We start from the raw sequence: 25,574 nt of genomic DNA, 5'->3' as shown, positions 1-25,574 counted from the left end.
TCTGGACCCTAGGGCTGGCCGCGCTCGGCGCGTCGGTGTCGCATAACGCCTTGGCGCAGAGTCTGTCCACCGCCGATCCCGCGAGTTGGCGCACGCCGGAATACAAGGCCGATTGGGGCTTGGAAGCCATGCACGCCGCCAACGCCTATGCGGCGGGCTACACCGGCCTGGGTGTGACGGTGGGTGTTGTTGATTCAGGTGTCTATAGTGCCCACCCGGAATTCGCCGATGGCCGCGTCAAGCCGCTCACCATCACCGGGACCTTCGGATCGGACGGCTTCTATTTTATGGACGGGTCCGGAAAGCCGCAGAATCAGTCGCCACAACCAAGCTTCTTCAAGGCGGGTGATTCTTATACCGCTCCGGGAACGTACAGCCCCATCTACAACGATCCACACGGGACACACGTCACAGGGACGATCGGGGCCTCCCGAGACGGCGTCGGCATGCAAGGCGTGGCGTTCAATGCCAATGTCTACGTCACCAACACACAAACGAACGACTCGGCACGATACGGAACGAACGTTGATTATGCCTACTTCAAAAACGCTTATGGTAGCCTAGCGGCGGCCGGCGCACGTGTGATTAATTCCTCTTGGGGCAGCCCGCCTACTGGAGACAATTACAACACCATCCAAGGCTTACGCACAGCTTATTCTAAATTTTCTGGCAAGCTCAGCTACGTCGACGCGCTTTCCGAGACCACAAAACAATACAATATTATTCAGGTATTTGCGGCGGGAAACACCGGATACAGCAACCCAAACGTTAGATCTTCGCTACCTTATTTCAGACCGGATCTTGAGAGCAATTGGCTTGCCGTAGGCGCAGCTGCTAAGGGGGGCAATGGCGGCCTAAATCCCGGAGATCTTGTCCTCGCGAGCTATTCAAATCGAGCCGGCGTCGCCAAATATTGGTACGTTGTCGCACCAGGCAGCGCTATCAACAGTACGGTTCCTACCTATGCGCCAGGCGCTCGATGGAATCTCGGTGAATGGGCTATCAATCCAAACAAGCAGACCGGCTACACAACAGTGAACGGCACCTCCATGGCCGCGCCCCATGCCACTGGCGCGCTGGCCCTGATCATGGAGCGATTTCCCTATATGACCAACCAGCAGGCCCGCGATGTCCTGCTCACCACGGCCTATCACCGCAACGTGGTCGCCGGCGTGGCGGATGCCAATCCCAATGCTCCCAACGCCGTCTGGGGTTGGGGCGTGATCGATCTCAATAAGGCCATGAATGGCCCAGGGCAATTTCTTGGCTCAGTCGCCGCGAACCTCCCGGCCGGCACCCGCGATACCTGGTCCAACAACATCTCCGAGGACGCCCTCATCCAGCGCAAGCAGGAGAATGACGCAGCGGCGGCCGCATGGGCAGCCCGCAAGGCCGCCCATGATCCGACACTCACCCCCGAGTGGCAGACCGAGATTCAGGTGGAGACCACGCGCGTCGCGGCTTTCGCCGATGTCCCTACCCGCGGCAGCCTGATTAAGGCCGGAGACGGCATTCTCACGCTCACCGGAACCAATAGCTATTCCGGCGGCACCACATTCGCTGGGGGTATTCTGTCGGTGGCCCGTGACGCCAACCTCGGCGCGGCGGCGGGGGGCCTTACCTTTGACGGCGGCATCCTCCAGGTCACCGGCACCAGCTTCACCACCACCGGCCGGGCCATCACCTGGGGCAACGGCGGCGGCGGCTTCGATATTGCCAGCCTGGACAATACCTTCACCCTGAACCAGTCCCTTTCCGGCACCGGCGGCCTCGCCAAGCTCGGGGCAGGAACCCTGGTTTTCACCGCCACCCACAGCTTCACCGGCCAGGCGACCCTCGCCGGCGGCGGCCTCCAGCTTACCGAAACCGCGAGCCTCATCGCCCCGGTCGTCACCTTGGCAGGAACCACCCTCACCAACGCAGGAACCCTGGCCGGCGGCGTCACCAATGCCGGCACCCTGATCACCACCGGCACCATTGCCGGCGGGCTCAGCAATACCGGCTTTGTCCAGGCCGCCGGCGTGCTCGCCGGAACGGTGAGCAATGCCTCCGGCGCAGCCGTCGCCCTCACCGGCAGCACCACAGGCATCACCCGCCTAAGCAATAACGGCGCCATCGATCTCGGCGGCACCGCCCTGACGGTCGGATCGCTCACCGGCACCACAGCCACCGCCGTTATTGGCAATGGCCAGCTCACGGTAGGCACAGACGGCAGCTCCGCCAGCTATGCCGGACAGATCGTCGATGGCGCCAGCCGCACCAGCCTCACCAAGGCCGGTGCCGGCACCCTCACCCTCACCGGCAACAACTCCTATACCGGCCTCACCACCGTCACCGGCGGCCTGCTGTCGGTGAACGGCGCCTTCTCCTCGACGCTGGCCATCGGCACCTCGGGCACCCTGCGCGGCTCCGGCACCCTCTCCGGCCCGCTGGTGGTGGCCGGGCGGCTGGCGCCGGGCAACTCGCCCGGCACCCTCACCGTCAACGGGCCGGTGACGCTCGCCAGCACCTCCACCTTCCAGACCGACATCGACGGCACCGGCACCGGAACCGGCGCGGGCAATTATTCCCGCCTCGTCACCACCGGCACCAACGGCACAGTCACCGTGGCCGGAACCCTGGCGCCCACCCTGCGCGGCATCACCGGCAGCGCAACCAACAGCTACACCCCGCCGCTGGGCACCAGCTTCACGGTGATCCAGAGCAGCGCCGGCCTCTCCGGCTCCTTCGCCGGCCTGGCCCAGCCGGCGAGCGGCCTGCCCGCCTCCACCCGCTTCGATGCCCTCTACGGCCCCACCAGCCTGGCGCTGGTGGTCACCCCGCTGTGGTACGGCAACCTGGCGGCCAACGGCCTGGCCACCACCGCCAATGCCAGCGCGCTCGGCAGCGCGGTGGACAGCATTCGCCCGGTGGCCGGCATTGCTCTGACCGGAGCCAATGCCGGGCTGTTCAACAGCCTCTACAGCCTGGCCCCGACGGCATTGGCCGCCGCCCTCAGCCAGATGACCGGCGAGGTCTATGCCTCCACCGCCGCCCAGACCTTCGATGACGCCCGCCAGGTGCGCGCCGCCATCAACGAGCGCCTGGACGACGCCACCGGGCCCAAGCCCGACAAGGCCACCGCCAAGCTCTCGTCGAGCCTGAACGTCGCCGTGTGGGCCACCGGCTACGGCGGCTGGGGCAATGCCTCCGGCGACGGCCTCGCCTCCCTGGGCTGGACCCAGAGCGGCTTCATCGCCGGTGCCGACGTCAAGGTGTTCGACACCACCCGCCTCGGCATCGCCGCCGGCTTCGGCCAGTCCGATGGCCATGTGGACAGCCTCAACTCCAAGGCCGACAACAGCCACACCGACCTGGCGCTCTATGGCGTCTCGCAACGTCGCCTTCGGCACCTTCTCCAACGGCCTGGGTAGCAGCTACAACGGCAACACCGCCCAGGTGTTCGGCGAAGTCTCGCGTCCGTTCGCTTTCGGACCGGCTCAGGTGTCGCCGTTCGCGGCGGTGGCCTATGTGAACCAGAACTTCGACGCCTTCTCCGAAACCGGCGGCGCCGCCGCACTCTCAGGCTCGGCGCAGTCCATGAGCACCACGCTTACCACCCTGGGCGCGCGGCTAAGCACCGACATGGTGGTGGGCAACGGCCTCTTCACCCCCAGCCTCAAGCTGGGCTGGCAGCATGCCTTCGGCGACGTGGACACGACGTCGGTGATGTGGCTGAACGGCTCCACCCCGTTCCTGGTCTCCGGCACGCCCATCGCCCGCGATGCGCTGGCGCTCAATGTGGGCCTCAGCTATGCCTTCAACGACGCGGTCAGCGCCGGCTTCGCCTATGACGGCGTGCTCGGCTCCGATGCGCAGAGCAACACGCTCAAGGGCAATCTGCGGGTCAATTTCTGAGCCATCCCCCAGACAAAGAGGACGGCATCCTGCATCGGATGCCGTCCTCATCACTGCCGATAACATGTATGGGTAAGTGGGTGTCCTGGCTCACCTTTTTTACGTAAGGTTACAGGGGATGTTCCGAGCCTGGAGGGCGTGAACTGATGGGGTGGATGCCCCCTCCTGCGGGCTCGTATTGTGTCCGGGCAGCGCCGTGGTGGCGCTTTCAAGGGAGGGGCACATGCCAGATGTTCATGTCCTTGCGATCGACCTGGCCAAGCGGAGTTTCCAGGTCTGCGGCACGGATCGGGGCGGGGCGGTTCTGTTCAACCGGACGGTGTCCCGCGCGAAGCTGATCCAACTGTTGAGCGCGCAGCCGCCTTGCATCGTGGCGATGGAGGCCTGCGCAACGAGCCATTATTGGGGCCGCGTCGCTCAAGGCCTTGGACGCCACGTGCGGCTGGTTCCGCCGATCTACGTGAAGCCCTTTGTGAAGCGGCAGAAGAATGATGCCGCTGACGCGGCCGCGATCGCCGAAGCCGCGCTGCGTCCGAACATGCATTGCGTCGCGGTTTGAAAAGTCATGGCTGCATGGGAAAGCACGTACCCTCGCACGCCAGCAACCGCGAACGCGAAATGCCATATCGAAAATACGAAAGTCATGTTGAATTTCGCGTCGTCCGACTTGAGGTGGTCCCCATACAATCAAAGCCACACGCTGCGCAATTCGTTCGATCTCGCGCGCAACATGGGGCGGCGAGCGATTTCATAGTGCTATAGCGAAAACGTAGTGATCATCACTATCGGACGCGGCCCGCCAGCATATGTCTTTGCCAACGTGCGCCGACCTGCCTATCGGCCGCGTACATCCCGTACTTGTCGGCATTTCGCAACCGACGACGGATATGATCCAAGCTAATCGGATACCAACCCGGCACGTCGCGAGGGGCTGACCACCCCTCAGCTTGCCCTCTCAGTGAGCGCGGGACGCGGCCACCCCATGCTCGTCGGCACCGCGACCGGCACATCGGATGGATTCAGCGACTTCGTCCGCAAAATGGTATCTCCGCGGCAAGACCGTGGGATGTTCCGGATGAAGGAAGGGGGGCGCGACGCTGCCCCCCTTCTCAGGCTCCCGTGCCCAGGGGTGGCCGACGACCAGTTCGGTTCATGATCCCGAACGTGAATCCTGTACGGATGGTGTTCTCCGGCCGCGTCGCGTGACCGTGGAGGATCGCGAGCAGGCGCTGCGTCACCGAGGTCGTCAGTCCGAGGATCTGCTGGGTGGAATGCCCGACGATCAGCGACCGCTCGCCGCTCTGCGGCCGGACGCCGCGCGGTCCGGGGCGGTATAGCGGCTCGCCGGCCGCGCCAGGCCGAGATGGTCGCGCAGGGTCGCCCCGGCATAGTCCCACCGGAACAGGCCCCGGCGCTGGAGAATCGGAACGACCTCGTCCACGAAGGTTTCGAGGCCGTCCGGCAGGACGTCCGGCATCAGGTTGAAGCCGTCCGCCGCGCCGGCCCGGAACCACGCCGCGATGTCGTCGGCGATGGCGTCCGGCGTGCCGACGACGATGCGGTGGCCCACGCCGCCGCCGAGCGCCCGCAGGAGCTGGCGCACCGTCAGCTTGTCCCGGCGCGCGAGGGCGACGGTGCCCAGGAACATCGTGTGGTTGGCGTCCGGCGGGAGGGGCAGGGGGTCGGGGAGCGGCTTGTCGAGATCGAGCTGGTCAGGATCGATCCGCAACGTGCCCGCGAGGCGGGCGAGGCTGTAGGCCTCCGGCACGAGATCCCAGAGTTCGTCCTGCCGTCGCCGCGCCTCGGCCTCGGTGGAGCCGATCACCGTGGCGAGGCCGGGCAGGATGACCAGCGCGTCCGGGCTGCGCCCGTAGCGCACCGCCCGGACCCGCAGGTCGCGGGCGTAGGCCGCGCCGTCCTCGATGGTCTGCGCCAGGGAGAACACCGCGTCGGCGGTGGCGGCGGCGAGTTCCCGCCCGTCCTCCGATCCGCCGGCCTGGAACGTCACCGGGCGCCCCTGCGCGCTGCGCGGCACGGTGAGCGGCCCCGCCACCGTGTAGTGCGGCCCCCGGTGCTCGACCGCGTGGACCTTGCCCGTGTCGATGAACCGGCCGCTCGCCTTGTCGCCGACGAAGGCGTCATCCTCCCAGCTGTCCCACAGGGCGTGGACGAGCTCGGTGAACTCGCGGGCCCTCGCATAGCGGGCCCCGTGCTCCGAGGCGCCCGCGAAGCCGAAGTTGCGGCCGGCGGCGGCGTCGGCCGTCGTCACCACGTTCCAGCCCGCCCGGCCCCGGCTGACGAGGTCGAGGCTCGCGAAGCGGCGGGCGAGATTGTAGGGCTCGTTGTAGGTCGTCGAGGCGGTGGCCACGAGGCCGACATGGGTCGTCGCGGCAGCCACAGCGGAGAGCACGACGGTCGGCTCCAGGGCGTTGAACGGCCGGTAGTCGATCCGGTCGTTGATCGCCGGCGTGTCGGCGAGGAAGACCGCATCGAGCTTGCCCCGCTCGGCGATGCGGGCGACGCGCACGAAGTGGTCGATGTCGAGGAAGGCGTCCGGCCGGCTCCCCGGCAGCCGCCAGGCCGACGGGTAGACGCCCGAATGCAGCAGGTTGACGTTGAGGTGCAATTGGCGGCCGCTCATCGAAGCCCTCGGGGTCAGCGGATGCGGGGGATGACCTGCTCGGCGAAGCGGCGCATCTCCGCCTCGAAGGGTTGGAACTGCAGCATGAACAGCTCGATGCCCGCCGCGTGGAAGGCCCGGATCCGCTCGGCCACGGTCTCGTAGCTGCCCACGAGCCCGGCCGCCGTGCCGCCATTGGTCCCAACATGCCGCGAGGCCGCCGCGTCGGTCTTGGCGAACATCACGCTCGCCGTGTCGGTGCGGGCGCGGGTGTCGGCGCGGAGATCCGCATCGCGCTGGGCGAGGGCGAGGAGGCGGGCGTGCTCCGCTTCGGCCTCCGCGTCGGTCTCCCGGGCGATCACGAAGGCCGAGAGGCCGTAGCGCAGGGGGCCGTTCGCCGCGGGGCGCCGGGCGACGTCGGCGATCAGCGCGGCGACGTTGTCGAGCGGTTGGCCGTTGATGAACCAGACGTCGGCATGGTCCGCCGCGAGCGCCCGGGCCGGCTCGGATTCGCCGCCGAGATAGACCGTCGGCCTCGGCCGAAATGTGCCGGCGGGGCGGAGCTGGTAATCCTCCACCTGGAAATGCTCGCCCTGGAAGGTGACCCGCTCGCCGCGCATCAGCCGGTCGACGAGGCCGATCCATTCGCGGCCGTAGGCGTAGCGGTCGTCATGGGCGGGGAAGGGCAGGCCGGCGCGCTCGAACTCGGCCTTGTTCCAGGCATTCACGAGGTTCAGGGCGAAGCGCCCCCCGCTGATCTGCTCGATCTGCAGGGCCATCTTGGCGAGCACCACCGGGTGATAGAGCCCGGGCTTGATCGCCGCGATGATCTCGATCCGCTTCGTCAGCGCCGCGAGCGCCGCCGCCCCGGTCCAGGCTTCGAGCTGGTCCCGCTCCGGGTCGTACGGGTTCATCGTGTGCTGGGCGACGAGTACCGAATCGAAGCCGAGCGCCTCAGCCTCCAGCACGAGGGCGCGGTTGCGCTCCCAACTGGCGTCGTCCGGCTCATCGGGGTCGTGGTGGGAGGCGCGGGAGCCGTGGACGGCGGCCCAGATGCCAAAGCGGGGAGGGTTCGCCACAGCCTCAGCCCCGGCCCGTCGGCTGGAAGATCGCCACGGCGGTGGCGTCGATCCGGCGGGGGATGAGCTTGGCCTCGTAGAACACGTCGGCGATGGCCTGCTGTTCGCCGAGCTGGCCGCGCTCCACAGGCTCCACCGCGTAGGTCCGGCGGCTGTTGGCGGCGGCCACGACCGCGGGGGGGAGGTCGCCCCAGATCGGGGCGAGGAGCGCCACGGCTTCCTGCGGGTTCGCCTTCATCCAGGCGCCGGCCTCGACCAGGGCGCGGTAGACGGTCGCCACGACCTCCGGCTGCGCGGCGACGAAGCTGTCGTTGGCGAGGTAGTAGCGGTGATAGCTCGTGAGGCCGCTACCGTCGGCGATGGTCCGCACCGGGCGCTTGGCTTCCGCGAAGGCCAGGAACGGATCCCAGATCGACCACGCATCGAGGCGGCCCTGCTCGAAGGCCACGGCGCCCTCCGGCGCCTGGAGATAGGCGGGCTTGATGTCCGCGAAGGTCAGGCCGGCCTTCTTGAGCGCGGCGGCCAGCACGTAGTGGCTGCCGGAGCCCGGCGAGACGCCGACGGTCTTGCCCTTCAGGTCGGCGACGGTGCGGATGGGGGAATCCGCGGGCACGATGATCGCTTCGGCCGAGGGGGCCCCCCGCTCGCGGGCGTAGAAGGTGAGGGGCGCCTTGGCGGACTGGGTGAAGATCGGCACGGCGTCGGCGACGTCGGCGTGGATGTCGACGGCCCCGGCATTCATCGGCTCGATGACGCTGGTGAACAGGTGCCAGCTCGGGCTGAAGCCCAGGGGCGCCAGCCGCTCGGCCAGCGTTCCCTTCACCTTGAGCACGGTGAACAGCACCGACGAGCGCTGCATGCTGATCTTCACCTCCCGCGGGGCCGAGAGGACCGCCGGCGCGCCGAGCGCCAAGGCGGCCGCCCCACCGAGCCCGCCCCGCAGGAGCATGCGGCGGGAGGGGCCGAACCGGCCCATCGTGTCGTCAGTCATCGGGCGCTCGCGAATCGTCGGTGAAGAGCAGGGGAGGGCGCCGGAACAGGACCGTCGCCGCGACGCCTCTATTGAAGGCCGGCAAGGCGCTCCGGATCAATGGAACGGGTTTTCGATTTGCGCTTCGTCCGAGGGAGCATGTCCCTCGACGGGTGATTGGCGGAAGAAGTCTTTCTCCCCGCCGGCGCGAACCCGAAAAGATGCTGATAGAAGTTGCAAACTTTTGGGAATGGAATGAAATTCTGACGCGGTTCGGCGCAGAAAAACGAAAATTCTCTTGCCGGGCTTAACGGGATACATTGGTCCCAAAGATGAGGTCAGACCAAGAGTCGGGCTTGAGATCGAGAAACGCCTCACCGATTCCTTGACCATCCGCCCCCGGGGCGATGTCGGAAATCGGAAGGGCAAAGCCATGTCGCAGGTGGATGCGGGCTGGGGTGCGGGGCCGAGCGGGCGCTACGAGACCCTCGCGGAACGGTTCCGCCCGGTCTTCGCCGAGATCCGCGCCACCGCCGTCGAGCGGGACCGGGAGCGGCGCCTGCCCCACGCCGAAATCGGCTGGCTGCGGGAGGCCACGTTCACGACCCTGCGCCTTGCGCCCTCCGAGGGCGGCCACGGCGCCAGCCTGCCGGAACTCTTCGCCCTGCTGATCGAGCTGTCGGCCGCGGATTCGAACGTCACCAATGCGCTGCGGGCGCATTTCGGCTTCACGGAGGACGCGCTCTGCTCCTCCTCGCCCGAATGGCGCGCGGCCTGGATCGCGCGGATCGGGGCCGGCGAGACAGTCGGCAGCGGCGTCTCGGAGACCGGGCCGGCCAAGGTCGGCGCCTTCGACACGGTGGTGAGGCGGCGCGACGGCAGGCCCGTGGTCGACGGGCGGAAGTTCTACACCACCGGCTCGCTCTTCGCGGACTACATCCACCTCGCGGCCGAGGACGAGGCCGGCGGAGCCGTGACGGCCGCCGTGCCGGTGCGCGCGCCGGGCGTGACCATCGTGGACGATTGGGACGGGTTCGGGCAGGCGCTCACCGCCAGCGGGACCGTTACCTTCGAAGCGGTGGCCCTCGACCCCGCGCTCATCAAGCCGGACCCGGCCCGCTTCCCCTACGCCACGGCGTTCTTCCAGCTGGTGCACCTCGCGACGCTCGCCGGCATCGGCCGGGCGGCGGCCGAGGACGTGGCGCGCCTCGTGGCCGAGCGCACCCGTGTCTATAGCCACGGCAATGCCGGGCGGACGGCCGACGATCCGCAGATCCAGGCGGTGGTGGGCCGTGTCCGGTCCAACGCCTACGCGGCGGGCGCCGTCGTGCTGAAGGCCGCCGAGGCGGTCCAGAGGGTGTCCGACGCGCACCGGGCCGGATCACCGGAGTTGGAGCGGCAGGCGACGCTGGCCGATGTGGAGGTCAACCAAGCGGTGAGCGTGGTCACCGACCTGGTCCTGAGCGCGACGACGAGCCTGTTCGACGCGCTCGGCGCCTCGGCGGTCAAGGTGGGTGCCGGCCTCGACCGCTACTGGCGCAACGCCCGCACCCTCGCCTCCCACAACCCCCGGATCTACCGGGACCGCAGCGTCGGCGCCTTCGCGATCTCCGGCGAGGCGCCGCCGCGGCAGTACCGCGTCGGCGCGGCGTGAGGCGACGGGCATGGCACGCCACGACCGCATGCGCCTGGGCGCCTTCCTCTATCCCGGCGGACACCACGTCGCCGCGTGGCGGCATCCGTCCTCCAACGCCGATGCCGGGGTCAACGCCGCCCATTACCGGCAGCTCGCCCGCACCGCCGAGGCGGCGAAGTTCGACCTGATCTTCCTCGCGGACGGCGTCAGCATCCGGGGCGACGACCTCGACGCCCTGAGCCGGACGGCGATCCGCTATGTCGGCCAGTTCGAACCCCTGACCCTCCTGTCACACCTCTCGGCGGTGACCGAGCGGATCGGTCTCGTGGCCACCGCCTCGACCACCTACAACGAGCCGTTCCACATCGCCCGCAAGTTCGCCTCCCTCGACCATCTGAGCGGCGGCCGGGCGGGCTGGAACCTCGTCACCTCCGCGGACCCGCGGGAGGCCTGGAACTTCAGCCGCGAGAGCCACCTCGCCCACGTCCACCGCTACGCCCGGGCGGAGGAGTTCGTGGACGTCGTGCGCGGCTTGTGGGATTCCTACGAGGACGACGCCTTCGTGCGTGACCGCGAGGGCGGGCGCTTCTTCGATCCCGAAAAGCTGCACCTGCTGGCCCATGAGGGCGAGCATTTCTCGGTGCGGGGGCCGCTCAACGTCCCGCGCCCGCCGCAGGGACACCCGGTGGTGGTGCAAGCGGGCTCGTCGGAGGCCGGCAAGGCGCTCGCCGCCCGCACCGCCGAGGTGATCTTCACCGCCCAGCAGACCCTGGACGATGCGGTGGCCTTCTACGCCGACGTGAAGGGCCGGATGGCCCGGTACGGCCGCGACCCGGATCACCTCAAGATCATGCCCGGCGCCTTCCCCGTGGTCGGACGCAGCGAAGCGGAGGCACAGGACACGTTCGCCTCGCTGCAGGCGCTGATCCATCCGGTGGTCGGCCGCTCGCTGCTCGAACAGCTCACCGGCGCCGACCTGTCCGCCTATCCGGACGACGCCCCCGTGCCGGAGATGCCCGAGACCAACGGCGGCAAGAGCCGCCAGGACCTCTTCCTGCGCCTCGCCCGGCGCGAGGGCCTGACGATCCGCGAACTCTCCCTGCGCGCCGCCGGTGCCCGGGGCCACTGGACGATCGTCGGCACGCCGGTCCAGATCGCCGACGCCCTGCAGGAGCGGTTCGTGGCCCACGGCGCCGACGGTTTCAACATCATGCCGCCGACCCTGCCCGGTGGGCTGGACGATTTCGTCGCCCTCGTCCTTCCGGAGTTGCGGCGCCGGGGCTTGTTCCGGCAGGACTACGAAGGATCGACGCTGCGGGAGAATCTCGGCCTGCCGCGCCCTGCGCACCGTATGCCATTATCCTCCTCCGGTTCGTCCGAACGGGGAGCGGCATGACGACCATCTTCCGAAGGCCGTCGGCGAGAGACAGGATCGTGATGCCATGAGCGACGACGACACGACGATCCCCGCCCGGCGCCGCTTCCTCGTGCAGGGCGCGGCGGCGGCCGTGGGCGCGGTGGCCGGCTCCGCCCGGGCGGAGGAGGCGACGCCCCCCGGCACCCCCGAATGGATGAAGGCGCCGGGCGCCGATGTCGGCAGCCAGACCTACGGCACGCCCTCGCGCTTCGAGGCGGGGCTCATCCGCAACGTGCCGAAGGGGCTGAAGCAGTACACCTCGGCCTCGAGCCGCTCGCCGCTGCAGGATCTCGACGGCATCCTCACGCCGAATGGCCTGTTCTACGAACGCCACCACGGCGGCATCCCGGACATCGATCCCGCCCGACACCGGCTGCTGATCCACGGGCTGGTGGAGCGGCCGCTGGTCCTCACGATGGAGGACATCCGGCGCTTCCCCTCGGAATCGCACATCTACTTCCTCGAATGCTCGGGCAATCCGGGTTTCGAGGCGATCAAGGGCAAGACGGCCTCGGATCTCGTCGGACTCGTCAGCTGCGCCGAGTGGACCGGGGTCCGGCTCGCGACGGTCCTGCGCGAGGCCGGGGTGAAGCCGGAAGCCAAATGGGTCGTGGCCGAGGGCGCGGACGCCGCCGCCCTCACCCGCAGCATCCCGATCGAGAAGTGCCTCGACGACGCGCTGCTGGTCTACAGCCAGAACGGCGAGCGGCTGCGGCCGCAGCAGGGCTACCCCCTGCGGGTGCTCCTGCCCGGCTTCGAGGGCAACATGAACGTGAAGTGGTTGCGCCGCCTCGCTGTGAGCGCGGAGCCGGCCTATTCCCGCGAGGAGACATCCAAGTACACGGACCTGATGCCGGATGGCACCGCCCGGCAATTCACCTTCGTGATGGAGGCGAAGTCGATCATCACCCGGCCATCCGGCACCCAGAGGATCGCCGCCGGCTTCCACGAGATCACCGGCATCGCCTGGACCGGGCGCGGCCGGATCCGGGGCGTGCAGGTCACGACCGACGGGGGCAGGACCTGGCAGGACGCCGCCCTGCAGGAGCCGGTGCTGAACCGGGCCCTGACCCGCTTCCGCCTGCCCTGGACCTGGGACGGTTCGCCGACGACCATCGCGAGCCGGGCCATCGACGAGACCGGCTACGTGCAGCCGGCCTTCGAGGATCTGACGGCGGTGCGGGGCCTGAAGTCCTTCTATCACAACAACGCGGTCGTGCCCTGGCGCATCGCGGCGGATGGCGAGGTCGCCAATGGCTATGCGTAAGATCCCCGTCCTCGGCGGCGTCGCCCTCGTGATCGGCCTTGCCGGGGGCGCCGCGTCCGCCGAGCGTTACGGGATCGGGCGTCCGGCGACGGAGGCGGAGATCGCCGCCTGGAACATCGACATCGACCGCGACGGCAGGAAGCTCCCGCCGGGCCGGGGCAGCGTCAGCCATGGCCGTGAGGTGTTCGAGGCGCAGTGCGCGTCCTGCCACGGAAGCCGGGGGGAGGGCGGCATCGGCGAGCGGCTCGCCGGAGGCCAGGGCACGCTGGCCACATCCAAGCCGATCAAGACGGTCGGCAGCTTCTGGCCCTACGCGCCGACCCTGTTCGACTACATTCGCCGCGCCATGCCGATGAACGCCCCGCAATCGCTCAGCGACGACGACGTCTATGCGGTCTCGGGCTATGTGCTGCATCTCAACGGGCTCGCGCCGGAGAATGCCGTGTTCGACGCACGATCGCTCGCGGCCATCCGCATGCCGAACCGCGACGGCTTCGTCCCGGACCCGCGGCCGGACGTGGGACAGTAGATCGCTCCTGGCCCCCTGCGGGGTTGCCGGCAGACGTGGTCATCGACGCCACGCCCTTCGTCAACGGCAACACGGTCTGCCGGGATGGCAACTTGATTTAATGTGAACCGGGCCCTGAGGTTCACCGACCCGGCCTCGGCCTGCGCCCGCCGAAGCAGGGCGTGCTCGTGGAATCCGACCTGCTCTCGTCCCGACGCGAACCCCGCTCGCCGCGTGGGAGGCGCGGCCCTTGCCCCTACTCCTTCACGGCGCCCGTGAGCGCCGAGACGTAGTATTCGACGAAGAACGAGTACAGGACGACCAGCGGCAGCGAGCCCAGCAGCGCGCCGGCCATCAGCGAGCCCCACTTGTAGACATCGCCATCCACGAACTCGCTGACGACGGCGATGGGGACCGTCTTGTTCTGCGTCGAGGACAGGAAGGTCAGCGCGTAGATGAACTCGTTCCAGCACAGGGTCAGGGAGAAGATCCCCGCCGAGATCAGCCCCGGGAAGGCGAGCGGCAGGATAATCTTCGTGAGGATCTGCCACCGGCTGGCGCCGTCCATCAGCGCGCATTCCTCCAGCTCGTAGGGGATGGTCTTGAAGTAGCCCATCAGGAGCCACGTGGAGAACGGGATCAGGATCGTCGGGTAGGCCAGGATCAGGGCGATCGGCGAATCGAACAGACCGTAGGCCTGCACGATCGTGGCCAACGGGATGAACAGGATCGAGGGCGGCACGAGGTAGGCCAGGAAGATCGCCGCGCCGACCCAGCCGGCGCCCCGGTAGCGGATCCGCACGCAGGCATAGGCGGCGAGCACGCTGGCGAACAGGGACAGCACGGTGGCCGCCACCGACACGTACATCGTGTTCCAGAGCCAGCGCGGATACTGCGTCTCGAACAGCAGTTTGTGGATGTGCTTGAACGTCGGATGGACCACCCAGAACGGGTTGTACCGCTCCATGTCGATCAATTGCTCGTCCGGTTTGATCGCCGTGAGCGCCATCCAGTAGAACGGGAACAGCAGCACGGCGAGGATGACGAGGAGCGGCAGGTAGGTCGTCACCAGCCGCCGGGGCAGGCGCTCGAGGTAGGCCATGCCCTCCGTGTTGTCGGTGAGCCCGGCCGGCGGTGAACCGGTGAGGGGGGCGAGGCGGGGATCGGCATGGGCCGGAGGGGCGGGGGCGCTCATCGGTCGGTCTCCCCCGCCTGCCAGGCCCGGCGCTGCAGGCCGAACCACGAGATCCCGATGGCCGCCAGCAGGAACGGCACCATCGCGGTGGCGATGGCCGCGCCCTCGCCGAGCGTGCCGGACAGGATGCCCCGCTGGTAGGACAGGGTCGCCATCAGGTGCGTGGCGTTCACCGGGCCGCCCCGGGTCATCGCCCAGATCAGCTGGAAATCGGTGAAGGTGAAGAGCACCGAGAAGGTCATCACCACGGCGATGATCGGCGTGAGCAGCGGCAGGGTGATCCGCCAAAAGATCTGCCAGTTCGAGGCGCCGTCGAGGGTCGCGGCCTCGTAGAGCGAGGGCGAGACCGTCTGCAGCCCGGCAAGCAGGGTGATGGCGATGAAAGGCACGCCGCGCCAGATGTTGGCGAAAATCACGCAGGCCCGGGCCATGGTGGGCTCGCCCAGGAAGTCGATGTTGCCGTTGATGATCCCGAGGTGACGCAGCGACCATGAGATGATCGAGAACTGGCTGTCAAAGATCCACCAGAAGGCGATGGCCGAGAGCACGGTCGGCACCACGAACGGGATCAGCACGATCGACCGGACAATCGACTTGAACGGCACGTTCTTGTTGAGCAGCAGGGCGAGGTAGAGCCCCACGGCGAACTTCAGCACCGAGGCGACGGCCGTGTACAGGCAGGTGTTGAACACCGACAGCCAGAACACGTCGTCGTCCCAGAGCCACTCGTAGTTCTCCAGCCCAATGAACACGCCCTCCCGCCCGATCCGGGCGTTGGTGAAGGACAACCAGATCCCCTTCAGCAGCGGGTAGGCCAGGAACAGGCCGAGGATCAGCGCCGTGGGCAGCATGAACCAGAAGCCCGCCCAGCCGCGGCTCGTCCGCAGCCGCTGCCAGCCCGAACGGGTCGGCACCGCGAGGGGGGCGGGTTGTGTCAGGGCCGTGTTCGCCATGGTCTCGCCTCCGGCCCCCGGCGTCAGGTGTTGCGGAAGATGCGCTGGGCGGCGCGCTCGGCGTTCTTGATCGCGGTCTTCACGTCCTCGCGGCCGGTGCAATGGCTCGCGAACATGTCGACGATGACGAAGTCCGCCAGCACCGCCGCGATGCGCTCGCTCACCGGGGCGAGGCCGCCGGCCGCCAGCGACCGCCGCCCGGCCTCCGCGAACACCGCGTTCTTCGGGTCGCTCGTCCAGATCGGGTTCTTGGGATAGTTCGACAGCGGCTCGCACAGGTATCCCTGCGCCGCCTCGAGCCAGGGATTGTAGTTCTGCGCCTCCATCATGAAGGCGATGAACGCCTTGCAGGCGTTCGGCGCCTTCGAATACTTGAAGGCCAGGATCGGGAATGCGAGCTGGAACTCGGTGGGCTTGCCCACCGGGCCGACCGGCCAGACAGCATGATCCATGTCCTCGGCGAGCTTCGGGTTGTCCTTCTTGGCCGCGGCGTAGATCGAGATGCCGTTGTTGGTGAGATACAGGTCGCCGGCCAGGAACGCCTTGTTGTTCGAGGAATCGTTCCACGACACGGTGCCGGGCACGAAGGTCTCGTAGAGCGACTTGACGTATTCCAGCGCCCTGGCCGTCTCCGGCGAATTGATGACGATCTTCTCGTTGGCATCGACGAGGTTGCCGCCGTGGGACCACAGGGCCCAATGGCACCACGTGTTGCCGTCACCGGTGGCATGGCCGAGGGCGAAGCCCGCCGGGGTGTTGTTCTTCTTCATGCCCCGGCAGAGTTCGAGGAAGCCCGCCGTGTCGGTGGGGAACTTGTCGAAGCCGGCCTTCTTCATCGCCGAGATGCGGTAGTTCGGGTAGCCGCCGTTGAACGCGACGGGAATCGCGATCCACTTGCCCTTGACCTTGCCGTAGGCCTCCGCGGACGGGAACCACGGGCCGTACTTCTTGGCCAGGGAGTCCGCCACGTCTTCCAGCGGCAGGCACTTGTCGGGGAACAGGGCGGGGAACGAGAACAGGCCCCACACCATGTCGGGCCCTTGCCCGGTATTGGCGGCCACCGACGCCTTGGGCTGGATGTCGTCGTAGGATTCGTTGCTGACCGAGACCTTGACGCCGGTCGCCTGGGTGAAGGCCTCGACCATCTTCATGAAGGCCTCGTCCTCACTCGGCACGAACCGCTTCCAGCGGAGCAGCGACAGGCTGGCCCCCGCCTCGGGCTTCCACTCGGCGCTCTGGGCCCAGGCCCTGGCGAAGCTGAGGAGGTCGCCGCCGGCGGCGAACCCCGTCGCGGCGGCGCCCGCGAGGAGGGAACGGCGATCGAGAACTGACATGGGGTCGGACTCCCTCGGTGACGGCGGACGGCGTTGGGGGCGGGACGCGGTTCAGGATGGCAGGCGGCGTCCGGTGTCGGCGTCGAAGACATGGACGCGGGTCGGGCGCAGGGAGACGGTGTCGCCCGGCCGCTCGCTCACCCGGTCGCGGAGCACGCAGGTCAGGTCCTGGCCGCCGGCCCGTACCGCCAGCATGGTCTCGGAGCCGGTGGGCTCCACCACCACGACCTCGGCGGCGAGGCCGCCGGGTGCGAGGTCGAAATGCTCGGGCCGGATGCCGAGGACGAGCTTTCGGCCCTCGGTGCCGGCCGGCGCGTCGGTCAGGGGGATCGTCAGGCCCGAATCGGCGGCGAAGGTCAGATGCCCGTTCGCCCGGATCCTGCCGGGGATGAAGTTCATCGCCGGGGAGCCGATGAAGCCCGCCACGAACAGGTTGTCCGGCCGGTCGTAGAGGTCGAGGGGCGGCCCGATCTGCTCCACGACGCCGTCATGCATCACCACGATCCGGTCGGCCATGGTCATGGCCTCGATCTGGTCGTGGGTGACGTAGATGGTCGTCGTCTTCAGACGCTGGTGCAGTTCCTTGATCTCGGTGCGCATCGCCACGCGCAGCTTGGCGTCGAGGTTCGAGAGCGGCTCGTCGAACAGGAACACCTGCGGGTCGCGCACGATCGCCCGGCCCATGGCCACCCGCTGGCGCTGCCCGCCGGAGAGTTGGCGCGGGTACCGGTCGAGGAGCTGGGCGAGCCCGAGGATCTGCGCCGCCCGGTTGACCCGCTCGTCGATCTCGGCGCGCGGTGCCTTCCGAATGCGCATCGAGAAGGCCATGTTCTCGCGCACCGTGAGGTGCGGATAGAGCGCGTAGTTCTGGAACACCATCGCGATGTCCCGCTCCTTGGGCGGTACATCGTTCACCACGCGCTCGCCGATACGGATCTCGCCGCCGGAGATATTTTCCAACCCCGCGATCATGCGGAGCAGGGTCGACTTTCCGCAGCCGGACGGGCCGACCAGGATCACGAACTCGCCGTCCCGGATGTCCACGGACACGCCGTGCAGGACGTTCGTCGATCCGAAAGCCTTGCGAACCTCGCGGATTCCCACCGAGGCCATGCTTCCTCCCGATCAAGACCGCTCTGACGGCGGTTCTCGGAAGAGGAGTACAAAGGCGCTGCAGGAAAGCAAGCGGCTCACCGTCAGATCCTGCACAATGATGCCGTTCTGTCGTGATCCGCGATGCGGTGAAAGTCTGTCGGGTTGCCGGAATGACCGGTCCGGGTCGGCAAGACTGAAAGCAGCAAGTCGGCACGGGGGCGACCCAATCCTCGTCGGAGGGGCGTTGCGTTCGCCTTTGTCGGCCTTGCCGCTGCGCGAGGGGGATTCCTCCTCGAAGGGTCTCGGCAGGCAGACATTCGCCCTGAACTCGGCCTGCTTGCTCGAAAAGCGCCGATTACACTCTGCCATTAAGTAGTTTTATGAAGCCGCCATACTTGCAAATTCGATTGCGACATGCCTGCACACATAGCATTGTCAGCTTTTGACGGTCCGATCTGGCATCGGGATGCAGACGCGTCTTTGGAAGGGCCCACGATGTCTCGCCCAGTATTGAAGTCAATACTTGCCGTTTTGTGTCACATTGGATGCATTTTTTCTTTTCAGGCGCATGCTGAGCCGAAGAAGATTACCCTTCCGATGATCGAGGTTCCCGACGAACTGACCGATTCGGTGCGTGCGACACGCCGGCTCGACCGGGGCGCCTTGCTCAAGAGTCCCATCGAGCTCTCGGATAAGGCCGACCGGCTCATCGCGGCGCGTGAGCAGGTTGCCTGGAAGCGGCTGTCCGGTTCGCTGTGCGCCGGCTGCGGCGAGACGCAGCGCGCCCGCCGGGTCGACTATGTCGACCCGATCGCCGTTCTGAACGCGAAGCCCGTCTCCTGGCGGCCGACGGTCATCGCGGCCCGTACCGTCCAACCGACCCGGACCTATCGTGTCCGGCTGGCGCACCGCCACCGGCATCGGTCGAGGCTCTACGCCTATATCGGCCGCGTCCGTTACGCGCTTCTGAAGTGGCGTCGCCACCACCACCATCATCATCGCGTCCGCGTCGTCCAGCGCTGAGCATCGCGGCGGGCGCGTCATCCTCATCGCAGGATCACGTCGCCCCGCGACAGACCGAGATCTTCTAGTTCACGATCAGTGAAATGCAGCAGGATTCTGTGGCAACTGCGAATACGGACTCTTAATACCACAAGATTCACAAGTAAGTACAACATTTGTGGCCTCCACCCGATGAATCTGGCTTATCTAACCAGATCGCGAACCCGGGAGGTGTGATGCGGCTCACATCTATTCCGTGATGCCGCCGCAGACGCTCGGCGGCTGGGCGACGATCGGCGTTCACATGCACGCATCGCCCGAGCCTCATCGAGTGTTCGCGCAGTGATTTGTCAGGTGATCGAGTTTGTGCGGAAGGAAGACCGCGCGGCCTGCAGGTCAGGTCACGCCGGCCTCGCTGCCTTGCGCGATCTTCTGCAGGGCCTTGTAATCGTCGATCGTGCAGGCTCCCGGCACCAGGGAGATATATCCCTTGCGCTGCCAAGCCGAGAGATGCCGATTGGTCCCCTCCCGCGAAAGGCCGACCATATGCCCGAGTTCGCGCTGTGTGGTCAGCACGCGGGTGCCATCCCGGTCCGATCCCCCCGCCAGGGTGAGCAGCACCTTCGCGAGGCGCTGCTCCGCGCAGACGAAGGCGCGATCCGACAATTGCTGACTCGTCCGGCGCAGTCGCCCGCTCAGGATGGCCAGTAACCGGACGGCCAGGACGGGGAAGTCGTTCAGCAGGGGAAGCAGGTCGCGCCGCTCCAGCAACAGCAGGCAGCAGCGGGTCGCCGCGATGGCGTCGGCGGTCCTCGGTCCGTCGTCGAGCAGGGCGATCTCGCCGAAGACCTCGTCCGGGCCGATGAGATTCATCACGAGTTCCGACCGGCCCTCCGGATCGGCCGCCGAGATCCGGACGTGGCCGCTCACGACGGCGAGCAGCCCGTGGCTCTCGTCTCCCCGACGGAAGATGCGCTGACCGCTGCGGAAGGAGAGGGGTTGCGCCCGGAGCGCCAAGCGCTCGATGACGGCTTGCGGAGCCTCCCAGAACAACTTGTGCCGCAGCAACACGGCACGCTTGTCGGGGAGCGAGAGGGCTAGACTAGATCGCACGCGCCAAGCTCCTGCCCCGCTGTCCGACACACGGCACCGACAGGTCGAGCCGCAAACATCCGTGGCGATCACGTCCGAGCATGGTCCACCGCATCCAGTTCAAGCCGCCTGCGGAAGGTGCCGTCTTCAGGAGTGCTGAAAGGCGAAGACTGTATAGCGCGGTGCACCAATTCTGTAAAAGCACCGCTTGCGCGCGCAGGCCAGACCGAGCGCCCGGCGAGGCCTGCGCCACCGGACCGTGACCGCGCCCGTCGGTGTGATGGCCGTCACACGTGCTGCGAGCGGGCCCTCTGTAGGATGCCCGTGTTCACGAGGTTCTTCGCCCCGGGACCGATGCGAGGCCGCCCATGCAGACCGCCGCAGTTCAAAAGCCTTACGGGTTCGACGTGCCGCCGGCGGCGCTCCGCGGTCCGGCCCCTCTCCCTGCGAATCGCAGGGGCATGGCCGGTGGCGATCCCGACCTCTGTCCAAACCCAGCCGCTGCCGAGATTGCGCTTCGCAGCTTCGTCGAGCAGTTCGAGGAGGGTTTGGCGGTTGTCGACAAGGGCGGGCGGGCGCTTTTCATCAACAACGCGGCCGCAAAGTTCCTGGATGGGACCCATCTCCGTCTCGTCGACGGTTGCCTGCGGGCGCATTCGCCGGTCGACAGCATGGCCCTGCGCAGGATGCTCGCCGAATGCGTCGACAGGACCGGCGGAAGCTCGATCCGGCTCGTCTTCGACGACGACACGCTGTTGATCGCCGCGAGCGCGATTCGGTCCAGGGGCCCTGCGAGCGTGGAGCCGACGGTGCTCCTGCGCCTGATCAAGCCCGAGACCGCCCTGATGCCGAGCGAGGACGCGTTGCGGGCCCAGTTCGGCTTCACGCTCGCCGAGGCCGCGCTCGCCCTCGCGCTGTTGGCTGGAAACGACCTGGCCGCGTGTGCGACGGCCCGGGGCATCACGATGAACACGGCCCGCGCTCACCTGCGCAGCATGTTCGACAAGACCGGGACCAGCCGCCAAGCGTCGCTCATCCGCCTCCTCCTGCTCTGTCCCCGCACGATCATGGGGCAGGCCGCCTAGACCACGGGTCGATCAGGATAAGGCGGTCCCACCCTCCACCTCAGGATGAGGCCTTCGAGGCCGCCGCTGCGCGACGGCGTCATTGCGAGCGTCGCGAAGCATTCCAGCGCCAGCGCTCCGTGGGTCGACGTTCCGCTTCCCTGGATTGCTTCGCTTTGCTCGCAATGACGACAAGGGTGTCGTCGATGGAGGAGAAACTTCTGCTCCCCTGCGCGACTTTTGCGGCCGCCTGCCAGGGCCTTCGCCGCCGGACGGTCTCATGCCTGACCGTCATCCCCTTCGGCCAGGAACGCCCTCGGGGGCCTTTCGCCGGCCGATCTGATCGGGCGAGGGGGTCAGGGAATCAGCCCCAGGCTGCGGCCCGCCTCGACGGGCCGCAGGATGCCGAAGCCGAATTCCTCATTGCGCTCATTCGTGGGTCCGGCCCGCAGGGCGGTCTCGCGCAGGACCTGCACCATCGCCGCGGCCGAGGTGGGTGTCGGTGTGGCGACGGTGCGAAGCGCCGCGACGCAACCGGCCGCGACCGCGCAGGCCGCCGAGGTTCCCGCATCGGCCGTGAACCGGCTCTGGCTGAGCGAGCCCAGGAAGTGGCTGTAGGCCGTCACGTCCGGTTTCTCCGTCATCATCCCGGCGATGGGCGGTCCCTTGGCCGAATAGCCGAGCCGTTCGCCCGTGACCGTGCAGGCGGCGAGGGTGAGCACTTCCGGATAGGCATTGGCCCCCATGATCGCGCCCGTCACCCGCTTCAGGCATGGCGCCGAGGGGCACTCGGGCCCGCAATTCGACCCCGCGAACACGACGTCGATGCCGGCGAGGGTCAAGGTGCGGACATAGGACCGGAACGGATGGTTCGGGTTGTCGACGTAGCGGCCCGGATGACCCGCCGGGAAGTCGAGGCTCGGGTGGTAGATGCCCCAGCTGTTGCTCACGACGAGCGATGAGAGGCCGGCGGGCCGGCCGTCGAGCACCCAGCGGGTGATCAGGAACCAGTAGGCCTGGATGGCCGCCCCGATTGTTCCGGCCGCCGTATGGTCGCCGGCCGACCGTGCGGCGAGGGCCGGAATGTCGAGCAGGGTGGCCTTGGGCGCCGCGACCAGCGCGTCGAAGGCGCACATCGTCCCGTGTCCGACCCGGTGCCGGCCGGGCACGGAGACGATGTTCGGAGGCGACCAGGACTGATCGACGTCGAGGAGCGGCGGCGCGCCGAGCCGGGTGCTCAGCCGTGCGAGGGAGATGCCCACATCCACGATGGCGATCGCCACGCCCCTGCCGTCGAGGCCGTTCTGGGCAAGAACGCCGGTGTCGAGCCGCGTCCGCACGTCCGCCTCGGTTCCGACCGGCCGGCTGCTGCCGCAGGTCAGAGTCGTGCGGATCTCGGCATCCGAATAGATCGCGCCCCCGTCGAGGGTGGCGGGGATCTCGCCGGAGGGACCCACTGGGATGGTGGCGCGCACCAGGAACCGCGCCGATTGGCGGGGGTGGAAGGCCATGGGAGAGATCGCCCGCTCGGCCGGTCCCGGGCCGAGCGGGATCGCCCCGAAATCGCGATCGAGCGTCACCCCATCCGGGACTTGGTGCTCGCCCATCCAGCGGCGGGGCGATTCGCGTGCGGCCACGCTCCCGGCGGCCCGCACGAGGGCCGGATCGGCTGGCCTCTCCCACAGAACGCGACGGAACCCGGATTGCGGGACATTGCGCGCCACGGACGCCTCCATTCCTCGCTGCGAGACCCTGCGCCGCCCCGGCGGGGCGGAGTCAGGCCCACTCCGCCTGCGCCGCCGCCAGCGTGTCCTTGTAGAGCTGACACTGCTTGATGAAGGGCATCAGCTGCTGGCCCACCTGGAGACCGACATCGACGTCCTGCCGGAAGTGCAAACCCGCGATGACGCGGTTGAAGCCGACCCGCGCCGCCAGCGTCTCCAGGGCCTTGGCATGGGCCGGGACGACTTCCGCCAGGCAGGCGGAGGTGAAGCTTCCGATCAGGGCGTGGCCGGCGGGATAGGAGGCGTGACCCGGCACCGGCACCGGCGGGTAGAGCATCGGGCAGACCTGCGACGGCCGCGGCCGCGTCGGGTTGCGCAGCTTCAGGATGATCATCGCCAGCTCGCCGCATCGCGCGACCAGCTTCATCAGCCGGTAGGTCTGCGGATGCGAGGTCCTGCTGATGTTCAGCAACTGAAGCCAGCAGATCTGGAAGTTCTGGTTCTGCTGGAGGATCTCCGGCAGAGCGTCCGGGCGCTCGGTGATCGCAAGGATCAGCAGGTCGTCGATCATCGGCTGGGTGATGGGGTCCGGCGCCGGCAGGGTGATGGCGGCATCCCAGGTCTTGGTCCCCACCTTCGCCTTCATGAATTGCGGCATGATGGTGAGGGCGAACAGGTCGGGATCCCACTCGGACGCCCGGAACGTGGCCGTGAAGTCGCCGGGTACCGGGATCTCCGCGAGCGGATGATCGGCCCGCATGGCGAAGACCGGCGAACCGGGCGAGGCCGCGCCGTCGGTCCAGTTCCCGCCCATCGGGCCGGTCCAGTTTCCACCCAACGCATCGAACCAGTTGCCGCCCATCGCCCGCTCCCTGATTCGCTGTGGAGTCGGCGCCGGCCCCTATCGCGGCAGCCCGGCCCGTTCCAGCCTGTCGATGAATTCCTTTAACAGAATTGGCGAGAATGGACACCTTGATGAATAAGTTTCCAAGCGAAAATCTGGTTGGATCGAGAGGATTGCCTTGGCGAAAAGATTGGCTTCCGTGATTCGATCCAAAGCAACCAGCGTCGCTGCAAGTATCCTCAAGTTAGCCGAAAGCCTCGGATTCAATGTATATGTTTTCTTTGACCATATCAGCGCTTCGCTGAAGTTGTCATTGAGATAATGCGCCTGTCCGAGGAACATGACGTAAAAGTAGGATTGTATGTCGACGGGTGAGATGCGCAGCCCTTGCTCCGCACGGCGCACGGCTTCATCTCCTTGCCCGACATAACCGTAGACGCCACTGCTGAGTGTCCAGGCCATCGCGTTGCCGGGCGAGGCTTCGAGGGCGCGCTCGAAGATCAGCATCGCGTCGGCGTATTCGCGGAAGAAGAGCGCCCGGGTGTGACCGTAGACGGCGAGGGCGAAGCCGTCCGCCGGGTCGCGCTCGACGGCGGCGAGGGCGAGACGTGTCGCCTCCTCGGCCTCGGAGCCGAGATCCGTGGCCCAGCCCTGCGCCGCGTTGTGGATGTGCCAGAGGGCGGCGTACGCGAAGGACGTGGCGTAGGTCTCGTCGGCCCGCATCGCATCCTGGAGGAGTTCGCGGGCCTTCGGAAATTCCGGGCTGCGCATGAGGTACATCGCGTCGACGGCCTGCAGCATGAGCTCGTAGGCGTTCCGGCTCTCGGAGCGCTTGCGGAGGGCGCGCTTCAGCTCGGCCTCGCGGACGTGGGGGGCGATGCTCCACAGGATGCGGGTGGCGATGCGGGTCTGCAGGGCGAAGATGTCGGAGGTCGACCCGTCGTAACGGTCGGCCCAGATCACCGTACCGGTCTCCTGGTCGGCGAGGCTCGCATTGATTCGCAGCTTCGCCTTGTTGACCGCCACGGACCCGCTGAGCACGTAGCGCACGCCGAGTTCCCGGCTGACCCGCCTGCGGTCGACGCTTCGGCCCTTGTACGGCAGGGTGGAACTGCGCGCGATGACCAGCAACCCGCGCACGCTCTGCAGCGCCACGATGAGGTCGTTGGCCAGCCCCATGCCGATGTAGTCGGAGCCGCTCGTCCGCCCCTCGGTCCGGAAGGGCAGCACCGCGATGGACGGGACCTTGGCCTTCAGCCGGCGCAGCGGTCGCGCCCCCGGGTCGGCGTCGGGCTGGCCCCCCAGCACCGAATAGGCCCGCACCGGGATCGCCATGTTCTTGAGATGGATCGACCCGAGATCGACCGCCTTGATCCTCGTGTGCGGTGCGATCGAGTCGAAGACGGGCTTGGAGACGACGATGCCGTCCGGCGGCGCCAACTCCTGCAACCGCGCCGCGACGTTGACGCCGCGGCCGAACACGTCGCCGAAATCGAGGATCGTGGAATCCACGTTGACGCCGATCCGGAACCTGATCCTGCGCTCGCCCGGCTGGGCGCGCTCGGTGGTGGCGACCTCGTCCTGCAGGTGCATCGCGCACTCGACCGCGTCGAGCGGCGAGTCGAAGGAGGCGATCAGGCCGTCGCCGGTGTTCTTGACGATGCGGCCGCGGAACGAGACGACACAGGGGTCGATGGTGCGAACCCTGAGCGTCCGAAGCCGCGTATGCGTGTCTTCCTCGGCGATCTCGGTCAGGCGGGAGTAGCCGACCACGTCGGCCGATAGGATCGCGAGTGTGCTGCGGACGATGTCCCCGGCCGGCCCCCCTGGCCCTGTCTCGTCCCCTGTCAGCGACTCCTGGTTGGCCATCCGAAACG

20 protein-coding genes and 1 pseudogene are annotated in these 25,574 nt (G+C 67.7%); 9 read left to right on the top strand and 12 right to left on the bottom strand.

From position 1 onward, the window contains the following. The first annotated feature begins 50 nt into the window (after window positions 1-50). From MFF22_RS04225 to MFF22_RS04215, 3 genes and pseudogenes are all read left to right on the top strand, one after another. Entirely contained in the window at window positions 51-3,413 is a 3,363-nt protein-coding gene (locus MFF22_RS04225) for a S8 family serine peptidase (protein ID WP_133866437.1), read from the top strand. Further along, a complete protein-coding gene (locus MFF22_RS04220) occupies window positions 3,364-3,897 on the top strand; it encodes an autotransporter outer membrane beta-barrel domain-containing protein (protein WP_063112050.1) in 534 nt (177 codons plus the stop codon). The genes MFF22_RS04225 and MFF22_RS04220 overlap by 50 nt, the downstream gene beginning before the upstream one ends. 223 nt (window positions 3,898-4,120) lie before the next feature. Further along, window positions 4,121-4,453: pseudogene (locus MFF22_RS04215) on the top strand (IS110 family transposase); the annotation flags it as partial. Between the two features lie 726 nt (window positions 4,454-5,179). Here MFF22_RS04215 and MFF22_RS04210 read toward each other — a convergent pair. From MFF22_RS04210 to MFF22_RS04200, 3 genes are read right to left on the bottom strand one after another with little or no spacing between them, the layout of a single operon-like run. Further along, on the bottom strand, window positions 5,180-6,538 hold the full coding sequence (locus MFF22_RS04210; protein ID WP_238247688.1) for an LLM class flavin-dependent oxidoreductase: 1,359 nt from the start codon (window positions 6,536-6,538) through the stop codon (window positions 5,180-5,182). Window positions 6,539-6,552: 14 nt separating this feature from the next. Beyond that, window positions 6,553-7,596 carry an LLM class flavin-dependent oxidoreductase gene (locus MFF22_RS04205; protein WP_238247687.1) on the bottom strand — a complete coding sequence of 348 codons (1,044 nt, stop codon included), beginning with the start codon at window positions 7,594-7,596 and terminating at the stop codon, window positions 6,553-6,555. A 4-nt stretch (window positions 7,597-7,600) separates the two neighbouring features. Next, on the bottom strand, window positions 7,601-8,587 hold the full coding sequence (locus MFF22_RS04200; RefSeq protein ID WP_238247686.1) for an ABC transporter substrate-binding protein: 987 nt from the start codon (window positions 8,585-8,587) through the stop codon (window positions 7,601-7,603). 412 nt (window positions 8,588-8,999) lie between these two features. Here MFF22_RS04200 and MFF22_RS04195 point away from each other — a divergent pair, with 412 nt between their 5' ends. From MFF22_RS04195 to MFF22_RS04180, 4 genes are read left to right on the top strand one after another with little or no spacing between them, the layout of a single operon-like run. Further along, complete coding sequence (locus tag MFF22_RS04195) at window positions 9,000-10,220, top strand: acyl-CoA dehydrogenase family protein (RefSeq protein WP_238247685.1); 1,221 nt, start codon at window positions 9,000-9,002, stop codon at window positions 10,218-10,220. A 10-nt stretch (window positions 10,221-10,230) separates the two neighbouring features. Continuing rightward, window positions 10,231-11,598, top strand: coding sequence for an LLM class flavin-dependent oxidoreductase (locus tag MFF22_RS04190; RefSeq protein WP_238247684.1), 1,368 nt, complete (start codon window positions 10,231-10,233; stop codon window positions 11,596-11,598). Between the two features lie 46 nt (window positions 11,599-11,644). Next, the gene (gene soxC / locus MFF22_RS04185) at window positions 11,645-12,886 is read left to right on the top strand and encodes a sulfite dehydrogenase (protein ID WP_238247683.1); all 1,242 of its coding nucleotides are present in this window, start codon (window positions 11,645-11,647) and stop codon (window positions 12,884-12,886) included. Continuing rightward, window positions 12,873-13,415 carry a c-type cytochrome gene (locus tag MFF22_RS04180; protein WP_238247682.1) on the top strand — a complete coding sequence of 181 codons (543 nt, stop codon included), beginning with the start codon at window positions 12,873-12,875 and terminating at the stop codon, window positions 13,413-13,415. The genes soxC and MFF22_RS04180 overlap by 14 nt, the downstream gene beginning before the upstream one ends. Before the next feature lie 235 nt (window positions 13,416-13,650). Here MFF22_RS04180 and MFF22_RS04175 read toward each other — a convergent pair whose 3' ends face one another. The 4 genes from MFF22_RS04175 to MFF22_RS04160 are packed head-to-tail and all read right to left on the bottom strand — an operon-like array spanning window position 13,651 to window position 17,989. After that, window positions 13,651-14,589, bottom strand: coding sequence for a carbohydrate ABC transporter permease (locus tag MFF22_RS04175; protein ID WP_238247681.1), 939 nt, complete (start codon window positions 14,587-14,589; stop codon window positions 13,651-13,653). Beyond that, a complete protein-coding gene (locus MFF22_RS04170) occupies window positions 14,586-15,542 on the bottom strand; it encodes a carbohydrate ABC transporter permease (RefSeq protein ID WP_238247680.1) in 957 nt (318 codons plus the stop codon). Before MFF22_RS04170 ends, MFF22_RS04175 begins: the two co-directional genes overlap by 4 nt. 23 nt (window positions 15,543-15,565) lie before the next feature. After that, window positions 15,566-16,876 carry an ABC transporter substrate-binding protein gene (locus MFF22_RS04165; protein WP_238247679.1) on the bottom strand — a complete coding sequence of 437 codons (1,311 nt, stop codon included), beginning with the start codon at window positions 16,874-16,876 and terminating at the stop codon, window positions 15,566-15,568. Window positions 16,877-16,927: 51 nt separating this feature from the next. Beyond that, window positions 16,928-17,989, bottom strand: coding sequence for an ABC transporter ATP-binding protein (locus MFF22_RS04160; protein ID WP_238247678.1), 1,062 nt, complete (start codon window positions 17,987-17,989; stop codon window positions 16,928-16,930). Window positions 17,990-18,568: 579 nt separating this feature from the next. Between MFF22_RS04160 and MFF22_RS04155 the strand changes: the two genes are divergently transcribed. Next, the gene (locus tag MFF22_RS04155; RefSeq protein WP_238247677.1) at window positions 18,569-18,994 is read left to right on the top strand and encodes a hypothetical protein; all 426 of its coding nucleotides are present in this window, start codon (window positions 18,569-18,571) and stop codon (window positions 18,992-18,994) included. Window positions 18,995-19,017: 23 nt separating this feature from the next. Here the strand turns inward: MFF22_RS04155 and MFF22_RS24800 are convergent, their stop codons facing one another. After that, the gene (locus tag MFF22_RS24800) at window positions 19,018-19,149 is read right to left on the bottom strand and encodes a YjiS-like domain-containing protein (protein ID WP_370877576.1); all 132 of its coding nucleotides are present in this window, start codon (window positions 19,147-19,149) and stop codon (window positions 19,018-19,020) included. A 220-nt stretch (window positions 19,150-19,369) separates the two neighbouring features. After that, window positions 19,370-20,086 (bottom strand): Crp/Fnr family transcriptional regulator, encoded by a 717-nt coding sequence (locus tag MFF22_RS04150; RefSeq protein WP_238247676.1) that lies wholly within the window; start codon window positions 20,084-20,086, stop codon window positions 19,370-19,372. Between the two features lie 440 nt (window positions 20,087-20,526). Between MFF22_RS04150 and MFF22_RS04145 the strand changes: the two genes are divergently transcribed. Then, complete coding sequence (locus MFF22_RS04145) at window positions 20,527-21,150, top strand: helix-turn-helix transcriptional regulator (protein ID WP_238247675.1); 624 nt, start codon at window positions 20,527-20,529, stop codon at window positions 21,148-21,150. Between the two features lie 335 nt (window positions 21,151-21,485). Here the strand turns inward: MFF22_RS04145 and MFF22_RS04140 are convergent, their stop codons facing one another. Genes MFF22_RS04140 through MFF22_RS04130 form a run of 3 tightly spaced genes read right to left on the bottom strand, consistent with a single transcriptional unit; the run spans window position 21,486 to window position 25,566 of the window. Continuing rightward, the gene (locus MFF22_RS04140; RefSeq protein WP_238247674.1) at window positions 21,486-22,853 is read right to left on the bottom strand and encodes a S8 family serine peptidase; all 1,368 of its coding nucleotides are present in this window, start codon (window positions 22,851-22,853) and stop codon (window positions 21,486-21,488) included. 52 nt (window positions 22,854-22,905) lie between these two features. Beyond that, entirely contained in the window at window positions 22,906-23,715 is an 810-nt protein-coding gene (locus MFF22_RS04135) for a phosphatase PAP2 family protein (RefSeq protein WP_238247673.1), read from the bottom strand. Window positions 23,716-23,754: 39 nt separating this feature from the next. Further along, the gene (locus MFF22_RS04130) at window positions 23,755-25,566 is read right to left on the bottom strand and encodes an adenylate/guanylate cyclase domain-containing protein (protein WP_238247672.1); all 1,812 of its coding nucleotides are present in this window, start codon (window positions 25,564-25,566) and stop codon (window positions 23,755-23,757) included. Between the last annotated feature and the right edge of the window lie 8 nt (window positions 25,567-25,574).

Origin of the sequence: Methylobacterium persicinum, from assembly GCF_022179525.1 — a bacterium.
GTDB classification, from domain to species: domain Bacteria; phylum Pseudomonadota; class Alphaproteobacteria; order Rhizobiales; family Beijerinckiaceae; genus Methylobacterium; species Methylobacterium persicinum.
Note: the sequence above shows the minus strand (reverse complement) of the source record. Positions and strands in the feature narration are given on the sequence as shown.

Coding starts and splice junctions, on each gene's coding strand:
- MFF22_RS04175 (WP_238247681.1), bottom strand. CDS start 14,589: ATGAGCGCCCCCGCCCCTCCGGCCCATGCCGATCCCCGCCTCGCCCCC.
- MFF22_RS04130 (WP_238247672.1), bottom strand. CDS start 25,566: ATGGCCAACCAGGAGTCGCTGACAGGGGACGAGACAGGGCCAGGGGGG.
- MFF22_RS04190 (WP_238247684.1), top strand. CDS start 10,231: ATGGCACGCCACGACCGCATGCGCCTGGGCGCCTTCCTCTATCCCGGC.
- MFF22_RS04195 (WP_238247685.1), top strand. CDS start 9,000: ATGTCGCAGGTGGATGCGGGCTGGGGTGCGGGGCCGAGCGGGCGCTAC.
- MFF22_RS04200 (WP_238247686.1), bottom strand. CDS start 8,587: ATGACTGACGACACGATGGGCCGGTTCGGCCCCTCCCGCCGCATGCTC.
- MFF22_RS04180 (WP_238247682.1), top strand. CDS start 12,873: ATGGCTATGCGTAAGATCCCCGTCCTCGGCGGCGTCGCCCTCGTGATC.
- MFF22_RS04170 (WP_238247680.1), bottom strand. CDS start 15,542: ATGGCGAACACGGCCCTGACACAACCCGCCCCCCTCGCGGTGCCGACC.
- MFF22_RS04155 (WP_238247677.1), top strand. CDS start 18,569: ATGATCGAGGTTCCCGACGAACTGACCGATTCGGTGCGTGCGACACGC.
- MFF22_RS04160 (WP_238247678.1), bottom strand. CDS start 17,989: ATGGCCTCGGTGGGAATCCGCGAGGTTCGCAAGGCTTTCGGATCGACG.
- MFF22_RS04210 (WP_238247688.1), bottom strand. CDS start 6,538: ATGAGCGGCCGCCAATTGCACCTCAACGTCAACCTGCTGCATTCGGGC.
- MFF22_RS04220 (WP_063112050.1), top strand. CDS start 3,364: ATGGCGTCTCGCAACGTCGCCTTCGGCACCTTCTCCAACGGCCTGGGT.
- MFF22_RS04145 (WP_238247675.1), top strand. CDS start 20,527: ATGGCCGGTGGCGATCCCGACCTCTGTCCAAACCCAGCCGCTGCCGAG.
- MFF22_RS24800 (WP_370877576.1), bottom strand. CDS start 19,149: ATGTTGTACTTACTTGTGAATCTTGTGGTATTAAGAGTCCGTATTCGC.
- MFF22_RS04135 (WP_238247673.1), bottom strand. CDS start 23,715: ATGGGCGGCAACTGGTTCGATGCGTTGGGTGGAAACTGGACCGGCCCG.
- soxC (WP_238247683.1), top strand. CDS start 11,645: ATGAGCGACGACGACACGACGATCCCCGCCCGGCGCCGCTTCCTCGTG.
- MFF22_RS04165 (WP_238247679.1), bottom strand. CDS start 16,876: ATGTCAGTTCTCGATCGCCGTTCCCTCCTCGCGGGCGCCGCCGCGACG.